We start from the raw sequence: 12,682 nt of genomic DNA on the forward strand, positions 1-12,682 counted from the left end.
GCTACGACTAAGTGTGTTATCCGTGCAGATAACGTATCCTTGAGTACGCCGTGAATGCTTTGTAGCACATGGTTAGTAGCGGATCGTTACTTGTTAATAAACCGTTCCGGGTAGTTCGTGCAGACGCCGTCGACACCGAGTGCTTCGTAGTTTACACGTTCGCCGATCCGGCCGTCGACAGACCAAGGGTAGACCTTAATGTTGCGCTCCTTTGCGCCGCTGATCAACTCGTCGGTCAAATAGAACGATTTCGGGTGTAGGCTATAAGGCGTATAACCGAGTAGGTCAATGTAGTCAAACAGCTTAGCGAAGTTAATCGGCAAAATGAGACCAATCTTGACGGTCGGGTCTAGCTGCCTGACCGTGTCTAAGCATTGGAAGTCAAAGGAGTTGACGACTGTCTTGCCGAGACAATCATACGTTTTGAGTAGCGTGAGCAGCTGATCTTCGATGCCGTCGTAATAAATCGGGCCATTTTTTATTTCGATATTTAAAATAACGTCTTCGTGCTGCACCCGCTGTAGAAACTGCTCCAATGTCGGGATTTTTTCCCCGCGGAAGTCGGAGGAAAACTTGCCGCTAAAGTCGAACTGCCTTAGCTCTTCCAACGTGTAGTCACAAACAAATCCCGATCCGTCGCTCGTGCGGTCAATCCTCTGATCGTGACAAATGACGGGCACGCCGTCTTTCGTTAGTTGTATATCTGTTTCAATCGCATCTACCTTGAGCGAAAGTGCTTTATCAAATGCAGCCATCGTATTTTCGGGAGCTGTCCCGGAAGCGCCGCGGTGGGCAATGACAAACATCGAATCTCCCCTTCGTCTGTTTTTCACATATCGTGATTCCCATATAAAGACTGACTAGCTGTTTACAACGCCGTGCTTACTTACCTTTGAATAGACGTGCTTTACGTGAAAGTACTACAATCGGGACAAAGCGTCAAGCTAATTAACACGAAATTAATTGTATCGCAATTGTAAGCGCCACTTCACAATTACCCCCCTTGACCCAACAACTAGTCAGTGGTATACTCCGGGAAACGAAACATTTGAATAAGTGAGTTTATCGTCCTGAAGCTACATCACCAGACTTCTACGGTTACTTCAAGGAACACTTCACTCGATCCGCCAAGAGTCACTCCACTCGATCCGCCAAGAGTCACTCCAAAGGTCGCAAGCCGCTCATTTCTCAAACAGACCCGTCCCTTATTACACGTAGTTTACAAAGTATTAACATGTTTTCTACAAGAGTGTAACAACCGCTCGCTAAACTAATAGTGGCGGCAAATAAAGAGAGGGTTGGAGGCGAGTTGTATGAGGGTTAAGCGTGTAGCAGTCGTGTTAGTGGCGTTTTGTCTCATCGTCAGTGTCGCGGCTTGTTCCGGCGCAGGCGGTCAAAAGGAGGGGGCGCCGGCAAACGAAGGAAAAGGGTCAACGAAAGACAAAATGGTCATTACGCTGTTTGATCTAAAGTACGGTGAAATCCCGCCGAAAGACGGCAAAGGGATTGCGATGATCAACGAGAAGTTCAATGTCGATTACCGTCCACAGTACGTTCCGTACGAAGATTTTGAGGAAAAGTTAGCGACGCTCGTCGCTTCCGGCAACATACCGGATATTATCGGTTTTGACCATCCGAGCGGCAACTTTTTCAAATGGGTCAAACAAGGGGCATTCCTGCCTTTAGATGATTACATTGCCAACCATCCGACGTTGAAAAATGTGCCAGAACACGTCTGGGACTCGATGAAAGTAAATGGCCATATTTATGCGATTCCGCGCTACTTCCCGGCATATCACTTGCGAACGCCGATTATTCGCAAAGATTGGTTAGACAAGTTGGGACTAAGCATGCCGACAAATTATGAAGAACTGAAAGAGGTGGCCATCGCCTTTACGAAACAAGATCCGAACGGCAGCGGAAAAGATGATACGTACGGGTTAGTGTTATCGGAAAATATTAACCCGAGTTTCGCCTTTGGCGCTTATTGGGACGGTACGGCATGGTACCACAAAGACAAGGACGGGCAACTCATTCCGGGACACATCGCGGAAGGGAGTAAAGAGCGGATCGCCTGGCTGGCCGATTTATATAAACGAGGGGCGGTAAACAAAGACTTCGCCGTTATGTCGTATAAAGACTCACACGATATTTTCTTCTCGGGCAAAGGGGGCATTTACGCTGCGCAAGCGTACAACCAAGGGAAAGACCCTTACGAAAGCTTGGCTGAAATAGACCCGGAGGCCGAACTAGCTGCGATCCCGCCGTTTGAAGCGCCCGACGGTACACAAGGGTATACGGCGAGTAGCAGTTACTATCAAATGACTGCCCTTTCGGCGGAATTGGCCAGCGATCCGGATAAAGTGACGCGTATTTTGGAAATGATCGACTTTGGGCGCCGTTACTACCCGCTTGGCGAACATACGCCAGACAACAAAGATTACGATTGGTACGCCGGTCGTGAAGGCTCCGGCTATCAAATGAAAGACGGGAAGCCGGTGGGAGAGGGCCAAGGCTCAGGGTTAGCCCCGAAGCATTATTTACCTGATGAACGGCCGTGGCCGCCGGATGAAAGTAAGCACGAGTTTGCCAAAGGGTACGAAGTGCCGATTATGAAAGTGATGGCGGGCACGCTAGAAAACATGCACAACGAGAATGCCCACTACTTAAACCCGTTCTTCCGCATTTATTCGGAAAAGCATTTGCAAAAAGGTGCCGAACTCGATCAGTTTTTGTTAGGGGAGCAAACGAAAATGATCGCCGGACAGAAGCCGCTTGCCGAATGGGACGAGATGGTGCAGCAATACTTGCAAAAGGGCGGTGCCGACATTGTGAAAGAAGTGAACGAAGCACTTAAAGCGGGCAACATCTCCGGAGAGTGGGAGAAATAGTTTAGGGGATGGGACGAGAGAAAAATTGTATGAGGCGCAAAGACGTAGGTGAAGGAGGCGGTTGACGGTGCGCACTGAACAAGGTCGAGTAACGACACATTCGCGGTTACCGGTATCGAAGGTCGGACGGGGTGCGCGCATTCGCGCTCGGCTATGGCGCGACCGCTACGTCTACTTGCTCTTGTTACCTGGACTCCTCTACTTTCTCGTCTACAAATACATTCCGATGTTAGGGACGGTCATTGCCTTTAAAGATTACAGTCCCTTCCTCGGCTTTTCGGACAGTCCGTGGGTCGGTTTGAAACATTTTCGCACTATTTTCGAAGACGCGGAAGTGTTGCAAGTGCTGTGGAACACGCTTTACTTAGCCTTTTTGCAAATCGCCTTTGCCTTTCCCGTCCCGATTATTTTGGCTCTTATGCTCAACGAAGTGAGGCACCGCGCGTACAAACGGGTCGTTCAGTCAATCGTGTACTTGCCGCACTTCCTGTCGTGGGTCGTCATTATTAGCATCGTGACCATTTTTTTGCGCAGCGAAGGATTAGTGAACAAGCTGCTCGGTCTGTTCGGTTTTGCGCCGTTGCCGTTTCTAACCGAACCGGGTTTCTTCATGCCGCTCATCGTGCTTGAGGTCATTTGGAAGGAATCGGGCTGGGGAACGGTGCTGTTTCTGGCGGCGTTAGCTGGCGTCAACCCGCAGTTGTACGAAGCGGCAACGGTTGACGGCGCCAGCCGACTGCGGCAAATATGGCACATTACGCTTCCGGCGATTCGCAGTACGATCGTCATTTTACTCATGCTGCGACTCGGGCACGTGTTAGACAGTGGGTTTGAACAAATTTTTCTCATGCTCAACCCGTTTAATATGGAAGTAGGCAACGTGCTCGATACGTTTGTTTTCTTTAAAGGGATTGAACAAGCGGACTACAGTTTTGCGACTGCTGTCGGTTTGTTTAAAGGACTCGTCGGCCTCGTGTTGATCGTCCTCATCAATCGGTTAGTGAAGCGCTTCGGAGAAGAGGGTCTATATTAGAGGCTCGTGTAAATAAATCGTAGCGGAAGTAGCCATCGCACATGGATCAAAGGGATCGTGGTCGTAGAGGTTAAGGGAAGGAGTGGTTGCATGAGTCACCGAAGTGTCGCCGATCGTATTTTAGACGGTCTCAACATGGTCGTCCTCGGCGTCGTCGCCCTCACCATGTTATTTCCGTTTTTGTATGTGTTCACCGTATCTTTTTCCTCGTTGAAAGACTACATGGCGAACGACATCTTGCTGTGGCCGAAAGAATGGGTGGCCGACGCGTACGCGTATATTTTAGGGTCGGAACCGTTCGTTCGCTCCTTAGGTGTGACCGCCTTTATAACCGTCGTCGGTACATTCGTCAATTTGTTGTTCACATCCACGATGGCGTACGCGCTTTCGCGGCCGATTTATGGGCGGAAGCTACTGTTATTCTTTGTCTTGTTTACGTATCTTTTTTCAGCGGGGATCATTCCAACTTACTTAGTCGTCAATGCGACCGGCTTAATCGATTCCGTTTGGGCGCTCATCATTCCGGTGGCGATTAGTCCGTTTAATTTAATCGTCATGCGGCAGTTTTTCCTTCATCTTCCGCAGGAACTAACTGAGGCGGCGTTGATCGACGGGGCCAACGAACTGCAAATTTTTTGGCGGATCATGTTACCTTTATCTAAACCGGCCATGGCTGCGTTTGGACTGTTTTATGCCGTTTCGCACTGGAACAGTTTCTTTAGCGGGATCCTTTACTTGAACGACCCAGCTAAGTGGCCGATTCAAGTCGTGTTGCGGCAAATCGTCGTCGTGAACAAGCCGACCGACACGTTGGGAGCACAAGAAGCGCTCATGCAACATCCTCCACCAGCGGAGACGATTCAAATGGCGGCGATTTTAGTCGCTACCGTTCCGATTTTAATCATTTATCCGTTTTTACAAAAGCACTTTGCCAAAGGGGTGTTAATCGGCTCGATTAAAGGATGAATCCCTTTTTTGCAAAAAAATGTATGGGGTGTGGTGTAGCAATGCCGAAAGAAGGCGCGCCGGCGCAGTGGACATGGGGAACGTCGCTGAATGGTCCGATGAATTTAGGTGAGATTAAAGCCGCAGGCATCGACTGTATCGAAGTAGTGCTCAATGGCAAGCGGTTCACCCAAGATTGGAAAACGGCGACAGCGCATTATCAATCCATTGTAGAGCAGGCGAAACGGGCTGGACTGACAGTATTTTCGATGCATTTACCGTACGGTCACGCGTGGGATATTTCCCACCTCAACGGTGTACAGAGGGAGCAGATCGTTCAAGCACATGCACAATTGTTGAAACACGCGCAGCAATGGGGGATTCATTGCGCGGTCATCCATCCGAGCTATGAGCCGATCCAACTTGCCGAGCGGCCGAAACGGTTGGCCGTCAGCCGTGACGCGCTTAAAACTCTCGGCACAAACGCTCGTACACTTGGCGTACAGTTGGCAGCAGAGTGCTTGCCGCGCACGTGTTTAGGAAATACGGGCGACGAAATGGAGCAGTTGTTACAAGGTAACGACGATGTAGCAGTCTGTTGTGACGTCAATCACTTATTACAGGAAAAACCGGCGGCGTTTATTCGCAGGCTCGGTAAACGGGTCGTGACGCTGCACCTTTCCGATAACGACGGCGTCGACGAACGGCACTGGCTGCCCGGAGACGGCATCATCGACTGGCGCGACGTCATTGCTGCTCTGACGGAAGTCGGTTACGATGGACCGTTTATCATTGAGGTGAAGAACCCGCACCCGCGCACGATCGCCAAGTGCTTACACCGTTTGTTCGGGAGGATTTAAGGCGACACGCCTCACAGGGGGCATAAGGTTTATTAGAGCGAGTAACGTATGACACATAGGATTGTGAAAATAAATGTGGTAAGATAAGTACAATCAACTAGTAGACGCTTTTTAGCGGCTAACATACCTTATCAACCCATCACGCCATGACGACGACAGCTCAAGGAGCAAACACGACGGAACTAGAAAGATGAAGTAGTACCAGTGAATGTAAAAGGAGTACGTCGATGAAGATTGCATTGTCGAAGCACGCTATCGTATTTATTGTGTCATTTTTCGGCTTCATCAGTTCGCTAGGCGACGATTACTCATTGGATTCACCGAATGTTGAAGCGAAGGCAGCCGTATTGATGGATGCGCACAGCGGGAAGATTTTGTTCGAGCAAAACAGTGAGCAGCCGTTGCCGCCAGCGAGCATGTCGAAAATGATGAGTGAGTATATCGTTTTGGAAAAGGTCGCCCGCGGTAAGTTAAAGTGGGACGAAATCGTTACCGTTAGTGAAAACGCTGCCCTTACAGAAGGCTCGCGCATCGACTTAGCTCCAGGGGAGAAAATGACGGTGCGCGATTTGTACAGTGCGATGGCCATTGCCTCAGCAAATAACGCCACCGTTGCACTCGCCGAACACATCGCCTCTTCCGAGGCGGCGTTTACGAAACTAATGAATAAAAAGGCGCGGCAATTAGGGTTGTCGCGAGGGACGCACTTTATAAACTCTACTGGCTTAGACGAGCATGGCCGAGAATCGCAAATGACGGCGAAGGACGTTGCCAAGTTGGCGTATCGCTTACTGCATGATTACCCGGAGGTGCTGGGCACTGCCAACATCCCTCGCTATAAGCTTGAGCGCGGTGGGCCGCGCATTCGCAATACGAACCTCATGCTTCGCACGCGGCGGGAAGAGTTGCAGTTTGCCGGCGTGGACGGGCTAAAAACAGGGTTTACAGACGGGGCGGGGTATTGTTTTACTGGCACGGCGAAACGGGGCGAGAAGCGTGTCATTTCAGTCGTTATGGGGACAGACTCGATCAAAAGCCGCTTTATTGAGACGAAGAAGTTGCTCTCTTACGGCTTTCATCCGTTGAACTTCATCGCACTGCAAGCGAACGCAGATTCGTAAGAGTAGCTTTAAGCGTAAGAGTAAGATTTAAGCGTAAGAGTAAGCTTTAAGGTAGTAGAAGTAGTGCTTGAAGTTATGGATGACGTATTCAAGGTGGTCACCGAACGGATGGAAAAGCAACCGAACCGACAGGGGGCGGCCGGTTGATAAACAGAAAAAAAGTGCCGCGTGCAGTTGTTCTAAGGCAAACTGCAGCGGCACATGTTTATTTTTAAGGCTTAAAGATCGCTGGGAAGCTCGTTAAATCGATTCCCCACGAGACGGGGAGCCAGAAGTAGACGAGTGCGACGATTATGATCACGGAGACGATGTTGATCCAAAAGCCTGCTTTTGCCATGTCCGTCATTTTTAAATAGTTGGCGGCAAAGACGACGGCGTTAGGCGGTGTCGCTACCGGCAACATGAAGGCACATGAAGCAGCGATCGCCGCAGGAATCATTAAGCTGTACGGGTGCACGTTCATGGCAGTGGCTAGGGCAGCCATAATCGGTAAAATCATCGTAGCCGTAGCCGTATTGGACGTAATTTCCGTCAAGAAAATAACGAGCGCTGTTACGACGGCGAGGATGAGCACGAAGTGCACGCCTTGCATGACAGTCAGTTGCTCGCCGATCCAATCTGCTAGGCCCGTCTCTTTAAAGCCAGCGGCAATGGCGAGGCCGCCCCCGAAGAGGAGTAAAATACCCCAGGGCAACTGTTTCGTCACTTCCCAGTCGAGTAAAAACTTGCCTCGACTGTTGCGCGACGGGATCAGGAAGAGCACCGCAGCCGCAAAAATGGCAATGATTGTATCGTCGACGGCCGGCAGCCATTTGTTAATGAGGAATGAACGGCTAATCCACAAGAACGCGGCCGTAATAAAGACGGCAAACACCATTTTTTCTTCGTACGTCGCGCGGCCGAGTTCCTCTTTCTGTTCCTCGATCAATTTGGAGCCGCCTGGCAGTTGTTTCGTCTCCATCTTAAAGGCGACTTTTACGAGGTAGAGCCAAGCGAGCGACAGCAAGATGACGACGAGGGGGACACCGAACAGCATCCATGTGGCGAAAGAAATTTTGACGCCGTACATCTCGTCGACGACTGCCGCTAAAATCGTGTTCGGCGGCGTCCCGATTAACGTCCCTAAGCCACCGATAGACGCAGAGTAGGCGATTCCGAGCATCATCGCTTTACCGAATTGGAAGTCTTGTTGCTTAATAATCCGATTGTGTTCGCGGGCGAAAGCTTCCGACACTTGATAAATGATTGCTGTACCGATCGGCACCATCATCATCGCTGTCGCCGTATTGGAGATCCACATCGACAAAAAGCCGGTCGAGACCATAAACCCTAACACGATGCGTTCTGTACTCGTACCGATGACGGAAATGATGGACAGGGCGATCCGCTTGTGCAAATTCCACCGTTCCATCGCTAGGGCGATGAGAAACCCTCCAAGGAATAAAAAGATCGTGTCATTGCCGTAAGCGGCTGTGACCGCTTTCGTTTCTAACGCACCTGTGAGCGGAAACAAAATAATCGGCAACAACGAAGTAGCGGGGATCGGAATTGCTTCCGTGATCCACCAAGTAGCAATCCACAGAGTACTTGCGAGCACCGCCTTCGCTTCGGGAGTCATCCCCGTCGGGGTAGCGATCGCCATTATGGCGAGGAACAAAGTTGGACCGAGTACTAATCCGATCATTTGTGCCGGGCGGTAAGCGGGCCTGCGGCTCGGCGGTCGTTGCTCTTCGACAGTGAGATTAGGTTTACCTTCAGTTGTCCGTGCACTCGCTTCTCCTCTTCCAACTGCAAAGGCGAGTAGTTGTTTCGTCCGGTCGTGTGCGTGCCAAAGCGCTTGCCAGACAGCAGCAATTGGTGAAGCGCTCATGTGAGTCTCCTCCTCTTCGATCGTTGTCACATTCGGTGCCTTTGTTAACAGCTTGAATCAATAGCGAGGTGAATAAAATCACTTAATGAATGTAATCATTCAGGCAACGCCACCGAATGTTCATAAATAAAGTATAGAGCGCTTCCAACCGTTTTGTCCTGATTTGTCCTTATTGGTCTTTTTGTTCTTTTTGTTCTCGCTGTTGCAGTTTTTTCATCTCCGCTGCAAGATCTGGGCTAATGAGTGCGCGGTATTTCGCATAGAGCGGCTTGAGCGCCTCGATCCACGTCCTTTTTTCCGCCGCTGACTGAACGTGTACGTCGAGCGTTGAATCGGTGAGCTTTTGCAAGTGTTTGCGGTTCAAGGCGACTGCTTCTGAGTGCATCTTGAGCGAAACCTCTGCAAGCGCTTCTTGCACAGCCTTGCGGTAGTCCCTTGGCAACCCGTTCCAGAAAGACTCGTTGACGATGACGACGTAACCAAGGTAATTGTGGTTCGTCACCGTTAGATACAGTTGCTCTTTATAGAAGCCTTTCGTATAAATGTTCGTCGGCGTGTTTTCTGTCCCGTCGATCGAACGCTCGTGCAGCAGTTGGTACACTTCGTTAAACGGTGCCGGGTGCGGCTGGGCGCCGAGTAGCGTATACATGTCGGCAAGCGCCTCACTCGGCATGATTCGCATGCGCAAGCTGTTCATGTCTTCTGGCCGGCGGATGGGACATTCGCGGTTGATGGGCTGCTTAAATCCGTTTTCCCAAAAAGTGAGGCCGAGATACCCTTTTGCTTGTAAGCTTTCCAGCAACAGCTGCCCGATGTTGCCGTCCAAGGCGGCGCGAATGTCGTCGTCGTCCGCAAATAAGTAAGGCATGTCCATAATCGCCCAGTTGACATCGTGCACCATCACTTCGGAAAACGCAGGGGCGATCATTTGCACGTCTCCCCGTTTGAGGGCGGCAAATTCTTGCTGCGCGTCGTATAGGACGCCGTTCGGGAAAATTTGCACTTCGACCCAACCATTCGTTTTTTCACTGACGAGGTCGGCAAAATAATTGGCCGCGAGCCCTTTCGGGGAGTCACTCGCGACGACGTGACTAAAGCGGATCACGTATTTTTTTTCGAGGCCTTCCAATTCGCGGTCGATTGGCAGGTCGTTCTTCCCTCCCGGAAAACCGAAACCGACGTAGACGGCAGTAAGAATACCGAGTAGGAGAAAAGAAACGATGGCGGTGATGCGCTTCATTGTGTATCACCTTCAGGTGTCTCCGATGTTGCAGGATCACTACCTACAGGTGCCTCTCGTGTTAAAGGTTTGCTGTCCTCGGAAACGTAGCGATAGCGTTGCACCGGTCGGCCGATCGTCCCGTAATGCAGTTGCACGGTGACTGCATTGGCCTCTTCTAAGTATTGTAAATAGCGACGCACGGTGACGCGAGCGAGGCCGACGGCGTCGCCGATTTCTTCTGCCGACTGCGCCTCCTGCACGCGCTGCATGTACTGTACAATTTGTTCCAGCGTGTGTCTCTGGATCCCCTTGGGCAACGTTTGTCTGTTTGTCTTTTTCGGCGTGTGAGCGCCTTCGTGTGGTAGGCGCACTTCGTCCAACCGCGTCTGGGAGACGGTTTCCTGCTGTTCCAGCCGCTGATGGAGGTGTTTGTATTGCATGAGTGCCTGCTGCAAGCGATCAAACGTAAACGGTTTGACAATGTAGTCAACGACCCCTTGCCGCAATATTTTTTTAACCGTTTCCGTGTCGTTGGCCGCCGTGACGGCGATCACATCGACGTCGTACGCGCCTTTTCGCAATTCGCCCAGAGCGGTAACGCCGTCTTCTTCTGGCATGAACACGTCGAGAAGCACTAAGTGGGGCCGTAACTCGGCGACTTTAGCTCTTCCTTCTTTGCCGTTGGCGGCAGCACCGACGACGCGGAATCCGTCCACTTTTTCGATAAATAGACGGTTCACTTGTTGCACCATCGGATCGTCTTCAATGAGTAGCACGCGGATGTCCTCCGCCATCTCGTTCACCCCGCTTTCGCCACATCGGGAGGCGTACTGAAATCGTTGTCCCTTTACCGATTGAGCTTTCCATTTCAATGTCTCCTTCGACGCGGTCGACAATTGCTTTGACTAGGAATAGTCCAATACCTCGTCCATTTTTTGCTTTCGTAGATACGCCGCGCACGAACATCGTTTCTTTGACAGCAGCATCGACCCCTTTGCCGTTGTCTTGTACGGAGATGATTAGTTCGTCGTCTGCCTGGCCGAGGTAGACGATAACTTTTTTCTCCTTACGGTCGGCAGCGTGTACGGCGTCGACGGCGTTGTCGATTAGGTTGCCGAGGATGACCACGATATCGTGACGGTCGATCCCTTCCGGGTAGCGAGTAAACGAACTGTCGGCGTCTACGGTGATCGTCACGTCCAGTTCGTTACCCCGGCTAATTTTGCCTAGTAACAGCCCGGCAATGCTCTCGTCCCGAATTTGGGTACGGAACAGCTGGGACACTTGAGCCTGCTCCTGAGACAGGTCAAAAATATATTGCAGCGCTTTTTCGTTTAAGTTCAGTTGAATGAGGCCGGCGATCGTGTGTAATTTGTTCGCATACTCGTGGTTTTGTACGCGTAGTGCGTCGACGAACGACTGAATCCCGGTCAGTTCCGTCGCCAGCCGCGTCACTTCGGTCTTATCTTGAAAGATGGCTACCGCGCCGATCGTCTTACCTTGTTCTTTAATCGGAATGCGGTTGCTGAACACGAGACGGTTTTGAATGTAAAATTCCCGTTGCAACAGCGGCTCGTCCAACTGCAACACTTCCGGCAGGCGCGTATCGGGAATGACGTCGCCAATACGTAAACCGACCGCTGCGCCGCGGACGCCGAGCATGTGCCGCGCGACATCGTTAATCACCGTTATGCGTTCGTGTGCATCGATGGCGATGATGCCCTCGTTAATCGCGTTGAACGTTGCCGTTTTTTCCTGCAAGGTGCGGGCGAGCTCTTCCGGTTCCATATTAAACGTCCGCTCCTTAATGTGACTGGCGAGCATCCACGCCCCCCATAGCCCGAACGCGAGGGCGATGACGAGGACGACGACGCCTTGCGGGCCGAGTTCGCCGATTAGTTCGGGGATCGTTGGCAGCCGATTGCCAACGACGACGACGCCGACCTGCTCGTTCCGCTCGTTTAGGATCGGCACGAATGCCCGTATGATCAGCCCTTCGCGCGCCTTCGCTTTGGAAATGTAAATATGTTCATTAAAGGCCGCATCTTCGTCCCCACCTTGAAACGGAGTCATGAGTAGCTCTCGGTTCGGGTGGGTCAAGCGGATTTTGTCCATATTCAATATTATAATGTAATCGTCGTTGTTTATAATGCGAATGCGTTGCGCGAGCGGTTGCAAAATGTCGGCTGCGTTTCGCTCTGTCACCGCTTCTTGCACGGTGTGCAATTGGGCGACGAGTTGCGCCGTGACCATTGACCGTTCACTTAACTGCGTTTCTTTCGTCTTGGCGATGTACCCGAGGGAGATGATCGTACCGATCAGCAGCGAAAAAAGGACAATTCCACATGAAAGCACTGTAATTTTCCACTTGATCGGCAGTTGTCTGAATCTCTTCACTGGGTCAGCTCATCTCCCCTCGCAATCTAGGTGTATTAGTCACATGCCGCTCGCTGTCGATTGTCGATGAGCCAGTTAACACGATTGGCCATCACTTTTTCTTCAGTTACAACGCGCTTCAAACGCGTCACTAGTCAATTCTTAGTATAACAAGTTTCCTTTGCTTCTGCTGTGATTGAACGACTCGCGGATCGGGAGCGGAGAAAACGACGCACGTCTTAATGTGGAAAGGATGGTGTACGTTTTGCCGCAAGGAAGGGAGATTCACGATCATAAGCGGTTTGTCAGATGGCGAGCTTTCCTAGTACAATAACGAGACAATAGCGTTTCACAAAAGTGGGGC

General features: G+C 51.0%; 10 protein-coding genes. 5 read left to right on the plus strand and 5 right to left on the minus strand.

What is annotated here, in order from left to right; all coding sequences use genetic code 11:
• Positions 1-86: 86 nt before the first annotated feature.
• Positions 87-806, minus strand: a complete 720-nt coding sequence (locus BN1247_RS01120; protein ID WP_054948731.1) for a glycerophosphodiester phosphodiesterase — start codon at positions 804-806, stop codon at positions 87-89.
• Between the two features lie 507 nt (positions 807-1,313).
• Between BN1247_RS01120 and BN1247_RS01125 the strand changes: the two genes are divergently transcribed.
• From BN1247_RS01125 to BN1247_RS01145, 5 genes are all read left to right on the plus strand, one after another.
• Positions 1,314-2,891: an extracellular solute-binding protein gene (locus BN1247_RS01125; protein ID WP_054948732.1), complete on the plus strand. Its 1,578-nt coding sequence runs from the start codon at positions 1,314-1,316 to the stop codon at positions 2,889-2,891.
• A 139-nt stretch (positions 2,892-3,030) separates the two neighbouring features.
• Positions 3,031-3,924: an ABC transporter permease gene (locus BN1247_RS01130; RefSeq protein WP_054951434.1), complete on the plus strand. Its 894-nt coding sequence runs from the start codon at positions 3,031-3,033 to the stop codon at positions 3,922-3,924.
• A 90-nt stretch (positions 3,925-4,014) separates the two neighbouring features.
• Positions 4,015-4,890, plus strand: a complete 876-nt coding sequence (locus BN1247_RS01135) for a carbohydrate ABC transporter permease (RefSeq protein WP_054948733.1) — start codon at positions 4,015-4,017, stop codon at positions 4,888-4,890.
• A gap of 41 nt (positions 4,891-4,931) precedes the next feature.
• Entirely contained in the window at positions 4,932-5,729 is a 798-nt protein-coding gene (locus tag BN1247_RS01140; protein ID WP_054948734.1) for a sugar phosphate isomerase/epimerase family protein, read from the plus strand.
• A gap of 227 nt (positions 5,730-5,956) precedes the next feature.
• Positions 5,957-6,850: a D-alanyl-D-alanine carboxypeptidase family protein gene (locus tag BN1247_RS01145; RefSeq protein WP_054948735.1), complete on the plus strand. Its 894-nt coding sequence runs from the start codon at positions 5,957-5,959 to the stop codon at positions 6,848-6,850.
• Positions 6,851-7,061: 211 nt separating this feature from the next.
• Here the strand turns inward: BN1247_RS01145 and BN1247_RS01150 are convergent, their stop codons facing one another.
• The 4 genes from BN1247_RS01150 to BN1247_RS01165 all read right to left on the minus strand — a co-directional run bounded on the left by BN1247_RS01150 (position 7,062) and on the right by BN1247_RS01165 (position 12,339).
• Positions 7,062-8,720, minus strand: a complete 1,659-nt coding sequence (locus BN1247_RS01150) for an SLC13 family permease (RefSeq protein ID WP_054948736.1) — start codon at positions 8,718-8,720, stop codon at positions 7,062-7,064.
• A 169-nt stretch (positions 8,721-8,889) separates the two neighbouring features.
• On the minus strand, positions 8,890-9,960 hold the full coding sequence (locus BN1247_RS01155; RefSeq protein ID WP_054948737.1) for a DctP family TRAP transporter solute-binding subunit: 1,071 nt from the start codon (positions 9,958-9,960) through the stop codon (positions 8,890-8,892).
• On the minus strand, positions 9,957-10,736 hold the full coding sequence (locus tag BN1247_RS01160; RefSeq protein WP_074011025.1) for a response regulator: 780 nt from the start codon (positions 10,734-10,736) through the stop codon (positions 9,957-9,959). The genes BN1247_RS01155 and BN1247_RS01160 overlap by 4 nt, the downstream gene beginning before the upstream one ends.
• The gene (locus BN1247_RS01165) at positions 10,705-12,339 is read right to left on the minus strand and encodes an ATP-binding protein (RefSeq protein WP_054948738.1); all 1,635 of its coding nucleotides are present in this window, start codon (positions 12,337-12,339) and stop codon (positions 10,705-10,707) included. The genes BN1247_RS01160 and BN1247_RS01165 overlap by 32 nt, the downstream gene beginning before the upstream one ends.
• Positions 12,340-12,682: the final 343 nt, after the last annotated feature.

This window comes from Numidum massiliense, assembly GCF_001375555.1.
In the GTDB taxonomy this organism is placed as follows: domain Bacteria; phylum Bacillota; class Bacilli; order Thermoactinomycetales; family Novibacillaceae; genus Numidum; species Numidum massiliense.

Excerpts from the sequence above, each read along its gene's own strand:
- BN1247_RS01120 (WP_054948731.1), bottom strand. The coding sequence starts at position 806 with ATGTTTGTCATTGCCCACCGCGGCGCTTCCGGGACAGCTCCCGAAAAT.
- BN1247_RS01125 (WP_054948732.1), top strand. The coding sequence starts at position 1,314 with ATGAGGGTTAAGCGTGTAGCAGTCGTGTTAGTGGCGTTTTGTCTCATC.
- BN1247_RS01135 (WP_054948733.1), top strand. The coding sequence starts at position 4,015 with ATGAGTCACCGAAGTGTCGCCGATCGTATTTTAGACGGTCTCAACATG.
- BN1247_RS01140 (WP_054948734.1), top strand. The coding sequence starts at position 4,932 with ATGCCGAAAGAAGGCGCGCCGGCGCAGTGGACATGGGGAACGTCGCTG.
- BN1247_RS01145 (WP_054948735.1), top strand. The coding sequence starts at position 5,957 with ATGAAGATTGCATTGTCGAAGCACGCTATCGTATTTATTGTGTCATTT.
- BN1247_RS01150 (WP_054948736.1), bottom strand. The coding sequence starts at position 8,720 with ATGAGCGCTTCACCAATTGCTGCTGTCTGGCAAGCGCTTTGGCACGCA.
- BN1247_RS01155 (WP_054948737.1), bottom strand. The coding sequence starts at position 9,960 with ATGAAGCGCATCACCGCCATCGTTTCTTTTCTCCTACTCGGTATTCTT.
- BN1247_RS01160 (WP_074011025.1), bottom strand. The coding sequence starts at position 10,736 with ATGGCGGAGGACATCCGCGTGCTACTCATTGAAGACGATCCGATGGTG.